This is a genomic window from Aeromicrobium sp. UC242_57, assembly GCF_044452305.1.
Taxonomy (GTDB): Bacteria; Actinomycetota; Actinomycetes; order Propionibacteriales; family Nocardioidaceae; genus Aeromicrobium.
The window spans coordinates 397,777-418,250 of record NZ_JBIOAM010000001.1; the positions used below are offsets into that span (position 1 = coordinate 397,777).

Annotated in this window: 20 protein-coding genes and 3 pseudogenes; 11 read left to right on the forward strand and 12 right to left on the reverse strand. The window is 62.3% G+C overall.

Features of this window, described 5'->3' with window-relative positions; all coding sequences use genetic code 11:
• The first annotated feature begins 19 nt into the window (after positions 1-19).
• Positions 20-370 (forward strand): winged helix-turn-helix transcriptional regulator, encoded by a 351-nt coding sequence (locus ACHMWU_RS02690; RefSeq protein WP_396041549.1) that lies wholly within the window; start codon positions 20-22, stop codon positions 368-370.
• Between the two features lie 101 nt (positions 371-471).
• Here ACHMWU_RS02690 and ACHMWU_RS02695 read toward each other — a convergent pair whose 3' ends face one another.
• The 4 genes and pseudogenes from ACHMWU_RS02695 to ACHMWU_RS02710 form a co-directional block, all read right to left on the reverse strand.
• Positions 472-741: a hypothetical protein gene (locus ACHMWU_RS02695; RefSeq protein WP_396041550.1), complete on the reverse strand. Its 270-nt coding sequence runs from the start codon at positions 739-741 to the stop codon at positions 472-474.
• Between the two features lie 415 nt (positions 742-1,156).
• Positions 1,157-1,456 (reverse strand): annotated as a pseudogene (locus ACHMWU_RS02700) (DUF222 domain-containing protein); the annotation flags it as partial.
• 39 nt (positions 1,457-1,495) lie between these two features.
• Positions 1,496-1,723 (reverse strand): hypothetical protein, encoded by a 228-nt coding sequence (locus ACHMWU_RS02705; protein ID WP_396041551.1) that lies wholly within the window; start codon positions 1,721-1,723, stop codon positions 1,496-1,498.
• 69 nt (positions 1,724-1,792) lie between these two features.
• A complete protein-coding gene (locus ACHMWU_RS02710; protein ID WP_396041552.1) occupies positions 1,793-2,791 on the reverse strand; it encodes a hypothetical protein in 999 nt (332 codons plus the stop codon).
• Positions 2,792-3,287: 496 nt separating this feature from the next.
• Here ACHMWU_RS02710 and ACHMWU_RS02715 point away from each other — a divergent pair, with 496 nt between their 5' ends.
• On the forward strand, positions 3,288-3,764 hold the full coding sequence (locus tag ACHMWU_RS02715; protein WP_396041553.1) for a M15 family metallopeptidase: 477 nt from the start codon (positions 3,288-3,290) through the stop codon (positions 3,762-3,764).
• Here the strand turns inward: ACHMWU_RS02715 and ACHMWU_RS02720 are convergent.
• The 4 genes from ACHMWU_RS02720 to ACHMWU_RS02735 form a co-directional block, all read right to left on the reverse strand.
• Positions 3,719-4,375 carry an alpha/beta hydrolase gene (locus ACHMWU_RS02720; RefSeq protein WP_396041554.1) on the reverse strand — a complete coding sequence of 219 codons (657 nt, stop codon included), beginning with the start codon at positions 4,373-4,375 and terminating at the stop codon, positions 3,719-3,721. The two genes, ACHMWU_RS02715 and ACHMWU_RS02720, sit on opposite strands and share 46 nt — an antisense overlap.
• The gene (locus ACHMWU_RS02725; RefSeq protein ID WP_396041555.1) at positions 4,372-4,506 is read right to left on the reverse strand and encodes a hypothetical protein; all 135 of its coding nucleotides are present in this window, start codon (positions 4,504-4,506) and stop codon (positions 4,372-4,374) included. Before ACHMWU_RS02725 ends, ACHMWU_RS02720 begins: the two co-directional genes overlap by 4 nt.
• Entirely contained in the window at positions 4,490-4,882 is a 393-nt protein-coding gene (locus ACHMWU_RS02730; RefSeq protein ID WP_396041556.1) for a VOC family protein, read from the reverse strand. The genes ACHMWU_RS02725 and ACHMWU_RS02730 overlap by 17 nt, the downstream gene beginning before the upstream one ends.
• Positions 4,883-4,964: 82 nt before the next feature.
• The gene (locus tag ACHMWU_RS02735) at positions 4,965-5,483 is read right to left on the reverse strand and encodes an NADPH-dependent F420 reductase (RefSeq protein WP_396041557.1); all 519 of its coding nucleotides are present in this window, start codon (positions 5,481-5,483) and stop codon (positions 4,965-4,967) included.
• An 84-nt stretch (positions 5,484-5,567) separates the two neighbouring features.
• On the opposite strand from ACHMWU_RS02735, the gene ACHMWU_RS02740 reads away from it, so the two are divergent.
• From ACHMWU_RS02740 to ACHMWU_RS02765, 6 genes are all read left to right on the forward strand, one after another.
• On the forward strand, positions 5,568-5,720 hold the full coding sequence (locus ACHMWU_RS02740) for a hypothetical protein (RefSeq protein ID WP_396041558.1): 153 nt from the start codon (positions 5,568-5,570) through the stop codon (positions 5,718-5,720).
• Positions 5,710-6,057, forward strand: a complete 348-nt coding sequence (locus tag ACHMWU_RS02745; RefSeq protein WP_396041559.1) for a MarR family winged helix-turn-helix transcriptional regulator — start codon at positions 5,710-5,712, stop codon at positions 6,055-6,057. Before ACHMWU_RS02740 ends, ACHMWU_RS02745 begins: the two co-directional genes overlap by 11 nt.
• Before the next feature lie 2,368 nt (positions 6,058-8,425).
• Positions 8,426-8,878, forward strand: coding sequence for an ATP-binding cassette domain-containing protein (locus ACHMWU_RS02750; RefSeq protein WP_396041560.1), 453 nt, complete (start codon positions 8,426-8,428; stop codon positions 8,876-8,878).
• A 159-nt stretch (positions 8,879-9,037) separates the two neighbouring features.
• On the forward strand, positions 9,038-10,312 hold the full coding sequence (locus ACHMWU_RS02755) for a hypothetical protein (RefSeq protein ID WP_396041561.1): 1,275 nt from the start codon (positions 9,038-9,040) through the stop codon (positions 10,310-10,312).
• A gap of 1,513 nt (positions 10,313-11,825) precedes the next feature.
• A complete protein-coding gene (locus tag ACHMWU_RS02760; RefSeq protein WP_396041562.1) occupies positions 11,826-12,374 on the forward strand; it encodes a hypothetical protein in 549 nt (182 codons plus the stop codon).
• Positions 12,375-13,812: 1,438 nt separating this feature from the next.
• Positions 13,813-14,244 (forward strand): hypothetical protein, encoded by a 432-nt coding sequence (locus ACHMWU_RS02765; protein WP_396041563.1) that lies wholly within the window; start codon positions 13,813-13,815, stop codon positions 14,242-14,244.
• Between the two features lie 566 nt (positions 14,245-14,810).
• Here the strand turns inward: ACHMWU_RS02765 and glnA are convergent.
• Positions 14,811-16,230 (reverse strand): annotated as a pseudogene (gene glnA / locus ACHMWU_RS02770) (type I glutamate--ammonia ligase).
• A gap of 177 nt (positions 16,231-16,407) precedes the next feature.
• Here glnA and ACHMWU_RS02775 point away from each other — a divergent pair.
• A complete protein-coding gene (locus tag ACHMWU_RS02775) occupies positions 16,408-16,791 on the forward strand; it encodes an RDD family protein (RefSeq protein WP_396041564.1) in 384 nt (127 codons plus the stop codon).
• On the opposite strand, the gene ACHMWU_RS02780 is transcribed toward ACHMWU_RS02775, so the two are convergent.
• The 3 genes and pseudogenes from ACHMWU_RS02780 to lipA form a co-directional block, all read right to left on the reverse strand.
• Positions 16,792-17,307, reverse strand: a complete 516-nt coding sequence (locus ACHMWU_RS02780; protein WP_396041565.1) for a DUF4191 domain-containing protein — start codon at positions 17,305-17,307, stop codon at positions 16,792-16,794.
• Positions 17,292-17,498: a hypothetical protein gene (locus ACHMWU_RS02785; RefSeq protein WP_396041566.1), complete on the reverse strand. Its 207-nt coding sequence runs from the start codon at positions 17,496-17,498 to the stop codon at positions 17,292-17,294. The genes ACHMWU_RS02780 and ACHMWU_RS02785 overlap by 16 nt, the downstream gene beginning before the upstream one ends.
• Before the next feature lie 58 nt (positions 17,499-17,556).
• A pseudogene (lipA, locus tag ACHMWU_RS02790) lies at positions 17,557-18,482 on the reverse strand (lipoyl synthase).
• Between the two features lie 74 nt (positions 18,483-18,556).
• On the opposite strand from lipA, the gene ACHMWU_RS02795 reads away from it, so the two are divergent.
• Complete coding sequence (locus tag ACHMWU_RS02795) at positions 18,557-19,819, forward strand: sensor histidine kinase (protein WP_396041567.1); 1,263 nt, start codon at positions 18,557-18,559, stop codon at positions 19,817-19,819.
• A complete protein-coding gene (locus ACHMWU_RS02800; protein WP_396041568.1) occupies positions 19,816-20,463 on the forward strand; it encodes a response regulator in 648 nt (215 codons plus the stop codon). Before ACHMWU_RS02795 ends, ACHMWU_RS02800 begins: the two co-directional genes overlap by 4 nt.
• Positions 20,464-20,474 lie beyond the last annotated feature (11 nt).

Genomic DNA, 20,474 nt, shown 5'->3' on the forward strand with positions numbered 1-20,474 from the left:
ACTCATGGAGGTCTGGGTGATGGAATCCCTTAGGTGGACTGACCCGCAGTGTCCGGTCGCACGTGCTGTCGACCTGGTAGGTGACAAGTGGAGCCTGCTGATCCTCCGTGATGCCTTCGATGGTGCTCGCTCGTTCACCGAGTTTCATCGTCGCCTGGGCGTGGCGAGGAACATCCTGACCGAACGACTCCGCAAGCTGACCGAGTGCGGCGTGCTGGCCCACCAAGTAGCGGAGTCGGGCAAGCGTCGCGAGTACGTGCTCACCGATTCTGGGCACGACCTCCTCGTCGCGATCGTTGCGCTGCGCCAGTGGGGAGCGTCATGCCTTCGAACCGGGCGAGAGCCACTCCACGCTCGTCGACGACATTGACGGCACGCCAGTACCGAGGCTGGTTCTCGCCGCGCCCTCAGGTGTTCCGCTGACCTCAGCGAACTGTCACGTCGAGAAGGTGACCGGCTGATTCACCCCAGCTAGTTGTCGGGGTGTTCGCCGTTCTCCCATCCTGCGTCCCATCCTGCGGTGGGTACGGGGTCTGGGGTTTGTGTGTAGGTGTGCCCGGTGTGTGTGGTCCATTGGAACGTTCCGGGCTGGGGTTGTCGGAGGGTGATGAGCCCTTCGGTCTTGAGGTTGTGGGCTCTGCGGTTGAGGGGGCCGGTGTTGGCGGCGTTGGTGTCGGCGGGCCAGGGTTCGGTGTGGTCGGTGTCGCACATCCTGGCCGGCACCGAGCTGGTCGGGAACACGGAGGTTCCGTCTCTGAATTCGAGGACTTGCTTCAAGCGGGTGGGGGGCGAAGCGGCCGAGCCAGGTGATGGTCATGAGGTTGCCGATGTCGTCGGTGACGAGGCGGTAGAGCAGGGACTGTGGGTCGGCCATCGCGGCTCGGATGATGTGGGCGGGGATGGTCGCGGACCGGTCGGTGAGCTCACCGGGTGCGTTGCTGAATCCCATGAGGGACGACAGGGGGACGGTGATGCCGATGACGGCCTGGTACCCCAGCCCACCGGTCTTGCGGTCGAGGAGGGTGTCGGCCAGCAGGTCGGCTCGGGTCTGGTCGATGGTCCGCGGATCATCGGCAGGGGAGCTGGTGGGCAGTCCCGGTGAGTGATCGCATGATCGCTGCGGCGTCAGCGGCAGACAGGACGGCGGTGAGGCGGGTCATCGAGTCCCGGCCAGCCGCAGGGTCACGCTGCGGTCAGCGAAGGCAGCCTTGTGGCGTTCGGCCGCGGCATCGGGTTCGGTGCGGTCGACCCACCGGTCGAGCCATCGGACAGCCTGCCCGGGGGTTAGGGTGCCCACCCGGTCGACGGCGATGTCGTCAAGCAGTCCGAAGGATTCTGGCCGGGTGAGGCGGCGGGCTGCCCGGTCGATGGCTTCGATGTTGGTGGTGGCCAGGTGTCCGTCGTGCCAGGCCTGCCAGACCGTTGGGAGGTGGGTGCGGAGTCGGCGGGCGCGGGCGACCTGGCGTTCGACGGTCGGGACGGGGGAGCTTCAGTGCTAGGGACAGCCGTGGACCGCGGCATCGGCGCGCCGTCGTCCCTGGGCTTGGCCGCCGTGTTCTTCGCCGGTGGTGCGGGCGCGGTCGACGTAGTCGAGCAGGTCGGCGGCTTCGGCTGCTTCGACCGAGGCGAGGGCTTGGCGACGTAGGACGATCTGATCGATCGTCTCCCGGTCGTCGACCCTCGTACCGAAGCATGGAAACCCCTCGTATTGCAGTGTTTCCATCACTCTACGAGCCGCCACAGACACCCCAACTCGACCAGACAAAGTTGTCCACAGCGAGGGCAGCGAGAGCTACGACTCGTTGTCGCAACGCCATGAGATCGCCAGACCGCTTCCTGGCCAGATTAACGTGTCCTCTGACGACGTCACGTTGATCTCTGTGCCGAGCCCGGGCTTCGCCACTCGCGCAGTGGCAATCTCACCGGTGTGTAGCGCGCGGCCGAGGAACGGGTCCAGCTTTACGACGACGTCGTCGTGCGAGTAGATCCTGACCTGAATCTGCGTCGACCCGATGACGTAGTAGGAGCCGAAGACCACCGGGAAACGACTCTCGACGAGCGGGAAGTCCTGCGACACGACCACGGTGCGTCGCAGGTCGGCCTCGGAGGTCATCTCAGGTGCGGGGAAGTACCAACGGAAGACACCTGGCGGATGCGGAGGCTCGGTGCCTAGGCCCGGAGGTGACGGGGCTCCCTCGAGGCTCATGCCGTCGACGACCATACGTGCGTTCGTCAACGAGGCGACGGTCTTGTGCCAGTCATCGTCGGAGATATCTGGGTCGACGTCGACCACCTCACGGTTCAGGCAGCCGGGCTCGGCGAACTCTCCTCTCAGGAGCTCGGCTCGTCGCACCACCGACACCCAGTAGTAGAGCTGGCCAGCGGGGAGCACACGCTTGGCGCCGATCTGTGCCTCGGCGCGGTGGACCCGGTAGTTCTTGGTCCCGATGGAGAACTCCTGATCGATGTGGATATCGACGGAGTAGCGAAGGTTGACGTAGACGGAGCTGGGGTGATGGGAGGCGCGTATGAGCGGCAGCAGCGCAGACTCGATGGCGCAATCCGCCAGGTGCTGGTCGTCGACCTGCCCCTCGACGAGGGTCCGTTGCAGTGAACGCACCTTGCTCTCAGGGATGAGGTGACGGACGTCGTCCTTGGACAATGTCCAGAGGCTTCCCGAGATGTCCGGCAGGAATATTGCGCCGAGTGCGACCGAGAACAATATGAGGGCCGATTCGCGCAACGTGGTCGCCCGAGCCCAGCTGTCGGGGTACTGGTCGTAGACGACCAAGCAGATCAGCGCGATCGTCCATCCCGCGCGCGCCTGTGTTCGGGTGAGATGTCGCCAGGCCCGGTAGACGAATCTCCTTGCCGCGCCGATGACAGAGAGGTCGTGTGACGACCTCGTCACTCGTGAGGCACTTCTGGCAGGATGGCCGACATGAGGAGCATCGTACAGACGATTCCGGGGTGTAGGGCACGAATTCACCACCTGGGATGCGCAGCGATCGAAGTCATTGCTGACGGGTTTGTCCGGAGTCGTTAGGTGTCCTCTCACGCGTTCCTCGCTCCGACGGCTTCCTTGATCGATCGGCCGACGGTCGACAAGCTCCCTGGGCCCCGTCGACGATCGATTGCTCAGACCGATCCCGCGGGTGCCGGCGACGGAGAACAACATCGGGCAGCTACCTGACGCCGGAGACTCGCGACTGGTCCCTGTGGCAGAGCACGTCGCCACGAAGCCGGCCTACGATGGCGAGAGGCTCCCTCAGGGAATTGTGCCCCTGATGATTCGAGAGGCCGTTGCTCATCGACTCGTCGAGGCCCAGAGTCTTCTGCCGACTGCACTGCGCCTGGTCGTGGTGGACGGGTGGCGAACCCTGGAGGTGCAGCAACGATTGATCGACTACTACGGTCAGCTGACCGTCGACAGGGGTTTCGTGGCTGCGGTGGACTCGGTGAAGGTCCCGCCCCACGTGACGGGCGGAACTGCCGACCTGACGCTGCTCTACCAAGGAGAGGCTCTGGCCCTCGGCACCGATTTCGACGACTTCAACCGAGGGCGCCGCTGCCACGTGGCAGCGCTCGAGGACGAGCCTCAGTCCGTCGACTGCTTGCTGCGACGTCTCCTCTACAACGCGCTGCTTCAGGTCGGCTTCGCGCCTTACACCCAGGAGTGGTGGCACTTCTCCTTCGGTGACGAGAACTGGGCCAGCTTCTACGGTCGTCCAGGGCCGCTGTTCGGCGCGGCCGATAGTTCGTAGATCCAAGCCCCGAGCTCGGCGAGGATCGGGGCGGTGATGCCGTGGCCGCCGGGGGAGCGGCGGGCGACGACCGGCGCGCCGGACTCCTCGGTGAGGTACTGCCAGGTGCGGCTGAGCAGCTCGGCTGGGATGACGTGGTCCTGGTCGCCCTGGGCGACGAAGACTGGCAGGTGCGCGAGCTGGCTCGGTTCGACTGGGACGCCCGCGTCGAAGGGGAGTGTCGCGAACAAGATGCCGGCGCCGCTGAACCGCGCTGGCTCGCTGAGCGCCAGACCTCCGGCGAAGGCGCCACCGCCGCTGAATCCGATCACGATGACCGGACGTCCTGCGGGTGCAGCGGTGTCGAGCCAGTTCCGGAACCAGGCCATTGTGTCGGCGAGCGACTCGGCAACGGGGCGTCCGATGCCGCGATTCGCGAACCAGGCATAGCCGCCGCCCTCGGCGATCGGCGCCTGCACGGCGGCAGTGCCCACGCCGGTCGGCAGGTGGGGTGCCAGCGAGATGATGTCCTGCTCGTTCGATCCTCGGCCGTGGAGCAGCACGACCAGAGGGGCGTCGGGGGACGTCTCGCCGTAGGTCGCGACGACAGGTGCTGCAAACGGCGCGCTCACTGGGTTGCCTCCAGCGGTACGAGCTCGGCCGATGTGCTGACTCCGCTCCACTGCTTGATCTCGGTGGCCAGGTCGAGCCGATCAACAGGTGCCGCGTTCTCGTAGGCGCCCCACTCAGCGCGGGGGAGCATCCACATGACCTCGAACTCGTTGCCGTCCGGGTCGTGGCCGTACACGCTCTTGGTGGCCCCGTGGCTGGACTCGCCCGTGTAGGCGTCGAGGTTCGCGAGCGTCATCCGGCTCAGCTCGCTCGTCGATCGTGTCGACCTGCCACGCGAGGTGGTAGAGGCCGAGTGACCCACGCGGCCGCGGCGGTTGGGCACCGACCTCGAACAGGCCGAGGTCGTGGTGGTTGCCCGATCGCGGCAGCCGCAAGAAGGCAGCGCGGGCGCGCGGCTCCCGTGCCGCGACCTGCATTCCGAAGGCTGCCTCGTAGAAGGCGACGCTGCGGTCGAGGTCGGACACGTAGAGCACGGCATGGTTGAGCCGGACGGCGTTGACAGTCATCGGATGTCCCTGTTCGCGAGTCGTCGTCAGGCGACGGTCGCGAAGCCGCCCGTCCACGAGATCTTCTCGCTGGCAGCGAGCGTCAGCTGCAGGAAGCCGAAGGCTTCGAGCCACGGGCGCGCTTGAGCGAGCCAGCGTCGACGGCCCTGAGCCCGCCTGAGGTGACGATGCCGGCGAGGGTTGACTTGGCGTCGGCGTCGTCGCCCGCGATGAGGACCGTGGTGGTCAGATCGCCGATCGTGCCTGCGGCGAGGGTGCCCGCGAAGGTCGTGTTGAAGGCCTTGAGCACGCGGGAGTCAGGAAGTGCGGCGGCGACCTCGGCGGCAGCAGAGCTGTCGGCCGGGACGGTCAGGGAGTCGAAGGTCTCGAAGTTCAGCGGGTTCGTGATGTCGACGACGATCTTGCCCGCGAGGCTCGCGCCGCGCTCGGCGATGACGGCCGACAGTGCCGGATAGGGGACGGCCAGGACGACGACGTCGCCGGTGACTTGCGTGGCGGCGTCGCCCTCGCCGATGAGCTGGACGGTCGCGCCGCCCTTGCCTGCGACCGACGCGATGGCCTGGCCCATGTTGCCGGTACCGATGATCGAGATGCTTGTCATGAGAACTCCTGAGATAGTTGTTGCTTCAACTAAATAGTAGATCGCTTTGCTTGTAGATACAACCATCATCGGTAAGGTGTGACCATGGACACGAAGTGGCTGACCGAGGACGAACGTGCAGCATGGGTGCGGCTGGTCGCCGTCGTCGAGCTGCTGCCGGGCATGCTCGACACCCAGCTTACGTACGGACTCCGACCTCACACACTTCGAGTACTTCGCACTCGCAATGCTGTCTGAGGCCCCAGACCGGACGCTGCGCATGACCGAGCTGGCGCAACGGTCAAACGCCACGTTGCCACGCCTGTCACACGTCGTGAAGCGGCTGGAGGCCAGGGGATTGGTCGATCGCTTCCCGTGCAAGGAGGACAAGCGGGCGACCAGCGCCAGGCTCACCGATGCGGGCTGGCAGGTTGTCGTCGACGCTGCGCCCGGGCACGTGGAGACCGTCAAAAGGCTGGTGCTCGATGCGCTGACGACCGAGCAGGTCCAGCAGCTGCACCAGATCGGCGATGCGCTCCTAGCCACGCTCGATCCGCACGGCAAGCTCACCGGACTCTACGGCTCACCGGGCTGAGATCCTGGTGGCCTCGATCACGAGGCAGCTCGGGAGGTCCTGTTGGTTAGACGGCGGAAATCAGATGGCGCGAAGGCGCGTAGTCGATCTTCCAATCAACGTAGCAAACCCAGTACGCCGTCCCGATGACACCGCAGCCCAACAAAGACACATCGAACTTCACCATCCGCACCGACCGCACAACCCCCAGCGACCTCAAAGGTCTCATGACCGCAAGGATATGCTGCCTCGCCAAGTTCGGCATCTTCGAGGTAGTCCTGTGAGTCGAACATGGGCACTGATGGATGGCCCTCGACGCATGTCCGCACTGCCACGCCCTCGTCATCGTCAATCTTGACTGCGAAGACGGGGCTCCCGCACTGTTCGCACTGCGCATCAGCTCAGGTCTGTGATGTTCTGACCGACGGACCGCGCGTAGTCCTGCAGGTAGGAGCCGAGATCCTCGCGAGCGTCACCGACGGCCCAGCCACCCGAAGTCGTTATCGCCATGCGGTCTACAGTGCCAGCAATGTGGGAGCCGTGCTCCGCCGGCCGCCCATCTCGTCAGCCAGCGGGGTGATCAGCTGCACCCCCGACGTCGTGGACGCTGAGTAGACGAGGGCACGACAACGAGACAGCGATTTGAACCTGCTTTGAACTTCGGGACCTCATTGGACCCTTGATTCTGTGTGCTATGACTTCGATCAGTTGATCACCTTGAGCGTTACGGGAGGTTCGGCGCTCGGGGGTGGTGAGTTGATGCTCAACGGGATGCTCCTCAAGGAAGGCGGGTTTCTCGTCGCACGATCTTTGTGAGATGTCCACCAACTTCGCATCGTGGGGTCGTTGATCTTGGTTGGAAGAGGCCAGAATTCCGCGGTTCGTTCGAAATCGAGGAGTCCCCGTGCAACAAGGGATAGTTGACCCACGAATGCGGCACACATAAGGTCGAGAAATGACAGTCTGTGCTAATTGTGGCCGGGAGCCAGCGACAAAGTCATCGCCAACCGGTCGCCGGGTGTGTTCGTCGTGTTTTCACGAGCTCACACTTCTGACCGCGACGGGTGGCGCTCACAACGATATGCTGGCGGTTGAAGGCCGTTACCGTGCTGAGCAGCGCGAGAAGCTTGCGCAGACTCAAGGTTTCTGGAGAAGGTTGAAGATTCGTATCATTGGGTGACGTAGAGACTCGTGAGACCGTCCGCCTTCCGGGCCGATGGATTCGTCTCAACCTACGTTCTGCCTACCGCTTGGGTTCTTTCCGTAGTCGGCCCGAATCCGACCCATGACAAGCAGTTCCGCTACTTAACCTGCGACTCTGTGCACTTCGCTGACATAAGTAGTTCGCTCGATGATTCGTAGGCTCAACATTCACGTTGACTGGAATCGCGTTTCAGATCTTGTTTTGGGTACTTTCGAACTCGGCGGTCACGGTGACCACTTTTTGTGTGGCGCCGTCGACCAATGAGTCAGGGTGAGCGCAGTCACTGCCCCGCCCAGTGCGAGCTCATCATCAGCGGGTCGTCGCTCTGTCCGTGGGCACGCGACCGTTTGTAGTCCATCGAAATGTCCAATGGCCGTACCCGGATAGGGGCCCGTATCGCCACGCGAACGGGTGAATCCGCGCAAGAGTGATCACTCGATGGGATGATCATCCAGCTTTTCAAAGCGGTTTCATGATTTTCACAGACAGCGGACAGGGTGTCCGCTATGTTCCTCTACAAGGTTTCGGCGCTAGGCCGAACTGGACGAGTAGATAGGGGCAGTGAATGAAACAATCAATCAAGAGGTTTGGTGCCACGCTCGCAGGAGTCGTAGCGGTGGGCTTTCTGGCTCAGCCGGCAATGGCCACAAATTGGTACTCTGCCGGGTCGCCGCTGCAATGTCAGAGAGCGGAAGCACGACAGTTGGGGCTGCCTACGGCAACTACTACAACAAATCAAACACCTACGCTGCCAGCAAGTCGTTTCGGATCGACCGCAAGGCGGGCGGGAAATGGGATCTTTGTCGCCACCCGTTACAAGTTCTGGGTTTCGGGTGCCTGGGTTGGTAGTACCGAAAAGCAGACTGGCCGGTGGACTGACGCGAGCTGGAAAGAAGCTACATACCAACTGGGTTTGAACGGGTCGGCCAGCCAGTCGCGTGGCCAGATTCACGTTTGCGAGGACCAGACGCTGTCCTCCGATCCCGTGCTCCGCATGGACCTACCCGACATTTAGCTACTAGACGCACGAGGCATGATGAATCAGGGTGAATCGTCACCAAGACTATCTTTGAGCGGCGTCTCCCACAGATACGGGGAGCACCGAGCACTCGACGACTTCTCGCTCAGCGCCGCTGTCGGTGTGACGGGCATCCTGGGCATCAACGGGGCGGGGAAGTCGACACTTTGCAGATAGCTGCAGGCGTTCTTCGGCCAGATGCCGGCGAGGTTTCTGTGGGCGGATTGGATCCGTACAGAGGGGCAGAGCGTCGTGATGCACTGGGAATGGTTGCGTTTGTCCCGCAGGAGTTCGACTTTCCCCGCCGTTACACGCTACAAGAGTTTCTTTTCTATATGGGCTGGATGAGGGGCGTCGCCCGACTGGCGCGCCGGCAGCGCGTACTGGATGCTGTCGAATCTGTCAATTTGGGGGATCGCCTCGGAAGTCGCCTTTCCGCGCTATCGGGTGGAATGCTGCGGAGAGCCGCCGTCGCCCAAGCGCTTTTGGCCAGGCCGAAAGTCCTCTTATTGGACGAACCGACAGCAGGCTTGGACCCGGTACAGAGATCTGAAATTGTGGAGCTGGTTGGCCGCCTGGGGCGTGACACAAGTGTTCTCTTTCGCGAGCCACATCATTGAAGACGTCGAGTTTCTCGCAGATCGGCTCGTCGTCATTCATGAAGGCCGGGTCAGATACGAGGGTACAACGATGGAGCTAAAGGCTCCTGAAGATCAGCTTGTCACTGGGCGGTCGGCCTTGGAGACTGGATTTTTGAACCTGATAACAGAACGGGCAAGATGAGTTACGTGCGTCGGGCGGCAGCCACATACATCCTGCCGCTACTCTTTGCTGCTGAATTTTTCGCACTTTTTTCGAGGGGCTTTCCTTGGGCCTATGAGTGGGATTGGGCGATCGACTGGGCGAACGGGGCGACGTTGCTACTCGGTCCGCTCTTAGCTGGTTGCGTTGCAGCGGACGTGACGATTTGGCGAAGAGATCAAGTCACGGCCTTGACGCGCTCGACCCCTCAAGGCCGTTGGAACCTTGCGCGAGTAGTGACGGGAAATGTGCTGGTCGGGTGGGGTGTCCACCTCGCCGCGCTTGGTAGCGTATTAGCAATCTGCTTGTTTAATGGCGCGCCAGCCTCCCCGTCACTTGCGGCTGTAGGCGGAATAGCTTTGGCCTTTGTGGAACTGGCAGTTGCGGGTGTGGTGGGGGCGCTGGTCGGGGGCGTTCTGGGATCCCTGTTTGCTGCGCCGCTTGCAGCGTTGGTGGTCTTCGCCGGTTCGTATCTGGCGAGCAGTGAAGCCGTACCGACTGTGTTTCGAGTAGGGGGGGTCACAGGAAGTGTCGTTGGCCTTGACCTTGACCTGACACTTGTATTCCTTCTGCTTATCGTCTCAGTCGCGTTCATTGCCACTGCAGGTCTGGGTTTTCTAGTCAAGGATTCGGTTGTTTCGGGGCTTGCTCTTCGCGTTTCGATCCTCATCCCAGGTCTTGTGTTCTTTGGCGGGTTGGCTGCCTTGTATGCGTATGGCGACGAGCGCTTCGAGGTGGCGTCGAGCGCGACTCATGAGTGCAAGGGAACCGAACCGAGAATTTGCCTGGCGAGTGAGACCTCACTTCCGCTTCGCTGGTTGACCCAGGAAGTGCATAAGGGCTACGTGGCTTTGACCGAAATCGGTGTTCGGCCTCCATCCACATTCAGGCAGGCACTCCCTGAACGTCCGCTGCAAGCTTCGGAAGGTCGAATCCATTTGTCGTCTGGGTCTCCGAAGCGTGAGACGGGTGATATCGAGAGAATCGCGGAGATACTGTCGGTTCCTCGCGAATGTCCGCAATTGTCTGGCGCTAACCCTCCGCCGGATGTCTACTTCCAGTCGAAGCAGTTATTGAAACTCTGGCTGATTCAACGTATTGACGCATCTAGTACGGATAGCCTGCTTGATCCGTTTGAGAAGCAATGGCTATCCGCGGATCAGGAAGTCCAAAACGCTTGGATTAAGTCCACATATAACATGCTTCAGTTTTGCAAGTTCGACGGCCTCAAACTGCCAGTGTTGAGTTCATGACGGTTGCCGGCTTCTGGCTTCGTAGGATGCAGATAGTTCCATGTGTTTTGGTGTGCGGGATGGTCGCAATCATCGTGCCGTTCTGGGCCAATGTCAGTGTAGCTGATCCTGTTGGCACGCAGAACCTACCTTTGTGGGTTGTCGTTCCCGCAATCACATCACTTTCTATGATTCCTTCAGTGACGACTAGCATCTCCAAGTTGGAGCGCTCAACCGTTACCTGGACTGTGCAGATGCGGGCCCTCATCGCCCTCGTTGCGGCGGTTCCCCCGGTTTTGGTGTGCTTCGTGTTCGTGGGCACGGCAATGTTCTTGCCGCTCGTGGTTTGGTCACTCTCGCTCCTTGGTTTGGCATTGGCATCAGCGTCTTTGATCGGAAATTTCGCCTGGGCGCCCAGATCTTGGCTTCATTCGTGCTGATCCAAGTCGTCACGTCTGGTTCCAATAGGCTCTATGACTGGGATCGGCAAGCCTTTGGTTCGCGTGCGCATGTGTAAGCTTTTTTGGTTGGCTACGCTCTTTTTGCTCGGAGAGGGACAGCACAGATTCAATTTGTTAGTCCGAGCTAAGCGAATCGCACTGGGTTCCCGTAGCAGGCCCGCCGATGTTGAATCACTCGGAACGAAGTTGGATGTGCCTGAACTCGAGCTACCGTCATGGGCTGAATCTGCACGCGACTGATGACTTGTACCGAGAGGAAAACGTCTCACCGGAGAGATAGGATAGGGCGCAAAGCGCATTGTGAACAGTGCCTCTCCGCGAGCCTTTCGCCGAGTGTCTTCATGATTCCACCCGACCGATAGAGCGCGCTACTCCCTCATCATTGTCGGCTTCCGACAGCGTATTCTGTTGTGGGGTGGGAGTGCCTTGCTGGTGAATCAAAGAACGCCCCCACAGGGGCGGAAACCACTTGGCGGCGCCCCAGCCTAGGTGTACCCGGCCGGGACGTGGGTAGCGGGAATCGCTTGACGTGGGGAGAACCTCCGGGTGGGGTGTGGCTTATCGAAGGCCCACATCCACCACGGAGGTTCTCATGTCCCACGGTAGTGCTCGCACGACGTTTCATGGTCGGCTGCTGATTGTTCAGCGTCATCGGGACGGATGGAAGCAAGCCCATAATGAATCGCCCCGGGTTTCGTGGAGGCCAGAGCCTCCACCAGGCCCGGGGCGATTCAGCTACGACCAGTCGTCGCAACGCAGTACGCCGCTTGGTGCAAGTTGGAACTGTCCCGTGCTCGATTTTCATGAAGCCCTGTTCTGTGGGGTGCCCGGGTCGCCCGGACCTGAGGTGGATTTCGTACAGGGCTACTACTGGGTGAGCTTCCCGTTGAGTTCTGCCATGACTTCGTCGGGGATCGCATACCTGGGCTGAGGATCATCGCCCATCGAGAAGACAGGTGTGATTTCGATGAACGCAGGTGAAGCACACGCAGCCGCTGGCTCTCCGGTTTGTGGGGCGCCGGCAGATATGCCAACCAAACACCGTGGGTCGCTAGATCTGTAAGAATGCCGGGATGCGAACACTTCTTGGGCTGGCCGCAGCGCTCGCCCTGACCGCCGCCACAATGGGCCCCGCCGCCGCTGACACCACGATCCTGAAGAAGAACGATAAGCGCGGTGACGTCAAGATCTACAAGACCAAGGCGATCTCGAAGAGTAAGAAGAAGAGCATCGACATTGACCAGGCATCCATTGTCCAGCTTGACAACGGCAAATTTCGTTACAAGGTGCGCATCAAGAAGATTCACAAGTCCAAGAAGTGGGACCAGATGGTGTTCTTCAAAAGTTACGTGGCCAGGGATGAACGGGGCAGGTTTACATACGCTGGCTTCAGGGTGCGAAACAGTATCGCGGCGTATGCGTCAGACTCGGAAATGGGCACCGATTGCTCCCTGAAGGTGAAACGCAAAGGCCGAACGGTGTGGGTGGACGTGCCCGAGAAGTGCTCACCCTGGGACGGTGACCGAGTCGAGGTCACGACGGCTACCGGCCTCTACCAGAGCGACGAGGACTTGCACTCGCACGACACTCTTCGGCTGGGCACAGTCAACTACGACTACTGATCTCATCTCATACATCGGCGGCCGACGGCTGTCACCAGGTCGAAATGGCCACAGGAGAAGTCCACATCCTTGCCCGTCCTTTGGCGGTACCTCGGAGCAAAACACCTTCACGAAGTGACAGCCCCCGATAGCATCGGCCGGGTGAAGCGAACCCCGATCGTCGCGGCCGCAGCTCTACTGCTCTGCATCGCAGGGTGTACCGAGGCCAAGACTTCCAGAACTGCTGACAACCAGTTCCCGGAAGGCAAGCCACTCACAGAAGCGACCATGTACGCGACGCCGCGTGCTCTCGTCACCGACCCCGCGGTTCGGGCCGAGGCCAACCGAATCATCGACTGCCCAGATTCGATCAGTTGGAAAGACGTCGGCCAGCACATCGGTGAGTACGTCAGCGTTTACGGTTCAGTGAAACAGGCAGAGTACCGACCAGACGTGACCGGACAGCCCACCTTCATCTCGCTGGGGGCAGACTACCCGTCACCTCGTCGCGTCTCAGTTGTTGTTTTCGGTCAAGACCGGTCCGCCTTTGACATCAGCCCTGAGGAACTCGCAGACGGGCAAGAATTATGCGTGTCCGGTCAGCTAGAGCAATACGACCGTGTCGCGCAGATACAGGTGACAAGTCCAGACCAGGTTGTTGTCGTCGGGCAAAGCCAAACGGCAAGACCAAAGCCGAACGTACCTCGGCGGCGTAGTGATTCGGCAGCGCGAACGTCTCAAGTACGGTCCTAAACTTGTTGAGCCTTGACTGATCCGTGAGGGCTCGCAGTGTTGGGTATCGACTGGGATTGAGCATTTCTTGGCCGGCAGGCATTCACGAGGGTCGAGCGGGGCTGGCGTAGCCGCAACTCTCACAAACACGATCGGTTGTGACAGTAGTCGGAAATTGCGATCCTGCCCCTGGAAAGACAGCAAAGAGAATGTGTCAAAACCCCGTCACAAATCAAACTGTCATTTCGGTGCTGGTTGTGACAGTGAGATGACCGGTGTCCAAGATCTTGCCGGATCAACGTCCTCGAGTCGCTGGGTCAGATAAGGTCAGGCGTCGCCATGGCTCACAAGGCTGCCACTGGTTGATCATCCGTCGACCAGTGCATGCTTGGGCGCCGGCGACAGCCGCCACTCAGTGAAGAACTTGGTCAGCATGACAGACAACGGTGTCGAAATTGCGCGGCGGCAGAAGCACCAATGCGCAGCGTGTATGGAGATGATGACATGGAAGACGTGTTCGACCAATCACAGGACCGGCTGGCCAACACGGGCCTAGGATCACGAAGACCACCACGCCGTCTGTACGGGTCCAATGATGCACATTCGTTCTTTAGCTGTCGTTGCCGCGATGGTACTCGCCTTGACCACGGCGTGCGGCGGATCGGACGCTGGGTCTGAGCCTGCGAGCGAACCAGCGGCCGTCGAGACCACAGCGACCACAAGCCCGGTGCCAGAAGTTCCGAAGCCGTACGCGTTGGGTGATCAGGTTGATTTCACGGCCGATGGTGAGTTCAATGTCACCTTCCTCGAGTACAAGAAGGATCAGCCTGACGATGATTCGGTCGAGAACGGCGAGCGTCTTGACCTCCTACTGGTCAAAGTCTGCAACGTATCGAGCGATGATGATCCCAACGACTCGGATCTGGGCTCGATCCTTGCATTCGAGAACATCCAGTTGGCAGACGCTGATGACGGGTCATACGGCGAACTAGACATGACCCCTAGTCCCGCACCGAAACCCCAACTCGACACATTCAAGGTTCTTGGAACGGGGCAATGCCACAAGGGCTGGTTGGCATTCGCCTTACCGGAAAGCACCAAGATGACCTCGGCGACCTACTCGGTTGACGGGGAGAACATGGCGCGTTGGACTCTCTGAGTAGTACAAAGTCACGGAAGCGCCTCGGCGGTGGTCGGGCCAAGGCGTGTGAGGCCACGCAGGAGCATGTCCAGGTGCCCACGGTTCGTCTGGTGTTGGACTCGACAGGTCATCACAAACTCATCAAGAGCGATGGGGGATTATCCAAGGGGGCCGGATATGCCGGAGAACAACGAGTTGTGAATATCCCTGATATGGCGAGGATTTCCTAGGTTTTCCAAGTCTTGAGAAGCGTCGACAAGGGCCCCAGAATGCTCCAGGGGGTCGCAGGTTCAAGACTTCGGCACCGTCGACGGTGCCAGGCCAGTCGCGGGAGTAACTGACAACTGCGGCGCTCTATTTCAACGGGCCTATTGGTCGTCCGCCGGAGGTACGAGCGACCGGCTTGCGGTATCCAATCGTGGAGTTGTCCCCCGAAGACTAGGCCCCATCTCGACGCACTTCTAGGGCCACGCTGGGGCCACATGCCAACGAAAAACGGCGACTGAGCGGAAGACGTTGAAAGACGTTTTCGCAGGTCAGCCGCCGTTTTCGGCAACTACTGGCAGAGGGTGAAGACCCTCAGATCAGATGTCGTAGTACAGCTCGAACTCGTGCGGGTGCGGACGCAGCTGCACCGGCAGGATCTCCTCGTTGCGCTTGTAGTCGATCCACGTCTCGATCAGGTCGGGCGTGAACACGTCACCGGCGGTGAGGAACTCGTGGTCGTCCTCGAGCGAGTCGAGCACCGCGTTGAGCGAGGTCGGAACCATGTTGATGGCTTCGTACTCCTCCGGCGGGAGCTCGTAGATGTTCTTGTCGATCGGAGCGGGCGGCTCGATCTTGTTCTTGATGCCGTCGAGGCCGGCCAGCAGCAGCGCCGAGAAGGCGAGGTACGGGTTGGCCGACGGGTCGGGGCAACGGAACTCGATGCGCTTGGCCTTGGCGTTCGAACCCGTGATCGGGATACGGACACAAGCCGAACGGTTACGGGCCGAGTAGACCAGCGCGATGGGCGCTTCGAAGCCCGGCACCAGACGACGGAACGAGTTCGTCGATGGGTTGGTGAACGCCAGCAGCGACGGGGCGTGCTTCAGGATGCCGCCGATGTAGTGGCGCGCGATGTCCGACAGTCCGCCGTAGCCCGACTCGTCGTAGAACAACGGCTTGCCGTCGTTCCAGATCGACTGGTGGACGTGCATGCCCGAGCCGTTGTCACCGAAGATCGGCTTCGGCATGAACGTGACGGTCTTGTCGTTGGCCCATGCGGTGTTGCGCACGATGTACTTGAACTTCATGACATCGTCGGCGGCCTTGAGCAGCGTGTCGAACTTGTAGTTGATCTCGGCCTGGCCGGCGGTGCCGACCTCGTGGTGACCGCGCTCGAGCGTCAGACCGACGTTCGTCAGGTTGGTCATCATGTCGTTGCGCAGGTCAGCGGTCTGGTCGGTCGGCGCGACGGGGAAGTAGCCACCCTTGTAGCGGACCTGGTAGCCGCGGTTGTCGTCGATCGAGTTGCTGGTCTGCCAAGCAGCTTCGCTGGACTGCAGCGTAGAACGACTTGTTGGCTGCCGTCGAGAAGTTGACCCGGTCGAAGATGTAGAACTCGGCCTCGGGTGCGAAGAAAGCGGTGTCGCCGATGCCGGTCGTGGCGAGGTAGGCCTCGGCCTTGCGGGCGATGTTGCGGGGATCGCGGGAGTACGCCTCACCGGTGATCGGGTCGTGGACGAAGAAGTCCATCGCGAGCGTCTTGGCGCGCTTGAACGGGTCGACGTACGCGGTCTTGATGTCCGGGAACAGCACCATGTCGGACTGGTCGATCGTCTGGAAGCCGCGGATCGACGAGCCGTCGAAGGCCACGCCGTTGGCGATCATGTCGGCGTCGAAGGTGAAGGCCGGCAGGGTCACCTGCTGCTGGATGCCCGGCAGGTCGGTGAAGCGGACGTCGATGTACTCGACACCCTCATCCTTGATGAACTTGAACAGTTCGTCGGCATTGCCAAACATGTGGCCTCCTTGACCGCTTCGTGCGGCCTCGATGTGTCATACGGCAGGTAAGTGCGTCACTGCACCGTATCCCTGACGGTATGCCCGTGCAGTTTCCCGTCGGTCTCGGGATTGTTTCAGGAATGTTACAAGTCCCCGGTCGGGGAGGCGCTGGGCGACGCTCGATAGGCTCACGGGGTGGAAATCCCCTCGCTCGGACGACGTCTTGCCGCCCTGATGATCGACTGGGTCATCGCGATGCTCAGCGCCGTGGCGCTGGCCGGGGTGGAGTTCCCGCCGGCATCGTTGTCCAAGGACCCGAGCCAGACGTTCATCGTGCTCGGCTTCTTCATCGCGGAGGTCGCCCTGCTCGACGGACTGCTGGGCAGCTCGATCGGCAAGCGTCTGATGGGTCTACGCCTGGAGAACCCCGAGGGACGGCCGATCGGCATCCCGCGTGCGGTGATCCGCATGGTGCTGCTGTGCCTGTTCCTGCCCGCGGTCGTCATGACGGACGACAAGCGTGGCCTGCACGACCTGGCCGCCGGGTCGCGCGTCGTGCGTGACCCGGCGCGTGCCTGACTAGCCGCGCATCGCCTTGCGCGAGCCCTTCATGCTCGTCGGCACGGGGCCGCGGGGCATGGGCGCTGCAGGACGGACCTTCTCGAGCGCCTTGAGCTTGTAGATGACGTCGGTCATCTGGGCGGGCTTGATCTTCTTGGGCAGCTTGTTGATGTGCTTGATCAGCTTGGTCAGCGGCACCTGGCCCTCGTCCTTGCCGACGACGATGCCGGTGACGGGAACTTCTTCGCCGCCGATGCGCGCGTGGTTCTTGATCTCGGCCGCCATCAGGCCACGGACGGCGTGCGGGTTGCCCTCGCCGACCAGGATGATGCCGGGGCGACCGACGACGCGGTGCACGACGTCCTGGTTCTTGTTGAACGCGATCGCCGGCTTGACCTCCCAGCCGCGACGCAGCATCTGCAGCGCGCCGGCAGCAGCACCCTTCTGCCCCTCGACCTGAGCGTACGCGGCCTTCTCGGCGCGACGTCCGAAGACGATCAGCACGGCCAGCAGGCCGGTCAGCAGAGCGAACACGACCGTGGCGATGATGCCAATGACACCGTTGCCGAACACCAGGTAGCTAAGGCACCGAAAGCACCGCCCACCACGAGGAAGGTCAGCAGCAGGATCAGACCGATCTTGCGGTCGCTGCGCTTGGTGATGGTGTAAGCCTGGCGCATCTGGCCGAGGCGACCCTTGGCGGGCGTGGGAACGGTGTTGGACATGTCCTACAGTCTACGGCTCGATACCGCGCGCGGCGAAGCGCGTTCTAGAGAGCGTGTTCTACAGAACGCGAGTTGCTGCGCCCATGCCGCGGCCGGAGGCGATGGCCTGCTTGTACAGGTTGCCGGCCCGGTAGGAGGAACGGACAAGCGGCCCGGACATGACACCGGCGAAGCCGATCTCGTCTGCCTCGTCCTTGAGCTCGACGAACTCCTCGGGCTTGACCCACCGCTCGACGGGGTGGTGACGCTTGGAGGGGCGCAGGTACTGGGTGATCGTGATGAGGTCGCAACCGGCCTCATGCAAGTCGGTCAGTGCTTGAGAAACTTCCTCTCGGGTTTCTCCCATTCCCAAGATCAAGTTGGACTTGGTGACCAGGCCGAAGTCGCGGGCCTGCGTGATGACGTCGAGCGACCGCTCGTAGCGGAACGCCGGACGGATGCGCTTGAAGATGCGGGGGACCGTCTCGACGTTGTGGGCCAGTACCTCGGGACGCGACTCGAACACCTCGGTCAGCAGCTCGGGGACGCCATTGAAGTCGGGGATCAGGTTCTCGACGCCCGTGTTGGGGTTGAGCTCGTGGATCTTGCGCACCGTCTCGGCGTACAGCCAGGCACCGCCATCGGGCTGGTCGTCGCGGGCGACGCCGGTGATGGTGGCGTACCGCAAGCTCCATCTTCTGCACCGACTCGGCGACCCGGCGGGGCTCGTCGCGGTCGATCGGATCGGGCTTGCCGGTGTCGATCTGGCAGAAGTCGCACCGACGGGTGCACTGCTCGCCACCGATCAGGAACGTCGCCTCGCGGTCTTCCCAGCACTCGAAGATGTTGGGGCAGCCGGCTTCCTGACAGACCCGTGTGAAGGCCCTCGCCCTTGACGAGCTTCATCAGCTCGTTGTACTCCGGCCCCATCTTGGCCCGGGTCTTGATCCACTCAGGCTTCTTCTCGATGGGGGTCTCGGCATTACGGACTTCAAGGCGCAACATCTTGCGGCCCTCAGGAGCGATAGTCACATAGGCAAGGGTACGCCCGTCCGGAAAAGTGCTTTAGGCTCGGTCGGGTGCTCGATCTCGAACGTCGGTGGGTTCGTCCGGGTCCGACGCCTGCCCAGGTGCGGCACGACACGATCGCCGGGGTGGCCGCTGCCGTCCTGTCGGTCGCATCGGTCGAGGTGTGGCACAGCGGCTACGGCTCGTCGCTCGGCTGGAAGGGTGTCGAGGGCTACCTCCTGTTCGCGGTCGCCGGGCTGCTCCTGGCGCTGCGGAGACGACTGCCGCTCCTGACGCTAGCGGGGGAGTCGGCGCTGTTCATCACGATCGGCATCCGGCTGGAAGAGCTCGGCGTCATCTTCACGATCCAGATGATCCTGTTCGTCTCGCTGTACTCGGCGTGGGCCTGGTCGCGTGCGCCACGACGGCTCTACGCGACCAGCGTGGCGGTGATCCTCGCGATGTTCGGGTGGCTGGCGTGGGAGTTCGCGACGACGACTCCACCACGCATGCCCCACGAGGGACTGATCCCTCCGTACGCCGCGGCGATCACATACTCGCTGATGGTCAACGTGGTCTACTTCTTCGGCGCGATGGCCTGGGGCCACGGCGCGTGGCGCAGTGCGCGCCAACGGGCCGAGCTTGCCGCACGGGTCGACGACGAACGCCGCGCCCAGGTCGTCGACCGCGAGCGTGCCGTCCAGGCCGAACGCGTGCGCATCGCCCGCGACCTGCACGACGTCGTGGCGCACCACGTCAGCGGCATCGGGATCCAGGCCGCTGGTGCGAGCCGGGTGCTCAGCTCGAGGCCGGAGGACGCCGGGCTGGCGCTCGAGGTCATCGAGCGCTCGTCCCGTCAGGCGGTGCAGCAGATGCACCGGCTGGTCGGCCTGCTGCGCGCCGACGACGAGCGCAGCGACCGCGGACCGCAGCCGGGGCTCGCCGACCTCGGCTCGTTGGCCTCGCCCGACGGCCGTCCGGTCGTGACGTTCCGCCAGGTGGGGGAGCCTTTCGACGTTCCTCCCACAGTGGCCCTGTCGCTGTTCCGCATCGCCCAAGAAGCCGTGGCGAACCTCCGCAGGCATGCCGATGCGGGCCACGGAGAGGTCGTCCTCCGGTACGCCGCGGCCAGTGACAGCTGCCCTGCCAGCGTCGAGGTCGAGGTGATCGACGACGGCAAAGCCCTCGGCTCGACCGTGGGACAGGATGGTTCAGGCGGCTTCGGGCTCGCTGGGGTGCGTGAACGTGCCGTCATGCATGCAGGTTCGTGCGAGATCGGGCCACGGCCCGAAGGAGGTTTCAGGGTGCGAGTGCGTATTCCGGTGGCGGTATGACGATCAGGGTCGTGGTCGCCGACGACCAGAAGCTGGTGCGAACTGGCTTCGGCATGATCCTGGGCGCCGAGGACGACATCGACGTCGTCGGTGTGGCCGAGGACGGCGACATCGCGGTAGCCAAGGCCGTGGAGCTCGGGCCCGACGTGATGCTGATGGACGTCCAGATGCCGCGCATGGACGGCATCGAGGCCACCCGGCGGGTCGTGCAGCAGGTCCCCGGATGCCGGGTGCTGATCTTGACGACGTTCGACGATGACGACTACCTGTTCGCGGCGCTCCAGGCGGGCGCGAGCGGGTTCATGCTCAAGAACTGTCCGCCCGCCGATCTGGTCGCAGCGATCCGGGTCGTGGCGCAGGGACACTCGCTGCTCGCGCCGGAGGTCACCCAACGGGTCATCGCACGGTCGACCGAGCGGGAGCGCGGACCTCGACCACCCGGGTTCGACGACCTGACCGAGCGTGAGCTCGACGTGCTGACGGCTATGGGCCGAGGTTTCAGCAACGGTGAGATCGCCACCGAGCTGTTCGTCAGCGAGACGACGGTCAAGTCGCACGTGTCGCGAGTGCTCATGAAGCTCGGCGTGCGCGACCGGGTGCAGGCCGTGATCTTGGTGCACGAGTCAGGGTTGATGGACTCGTAGCTCGTCCAAGC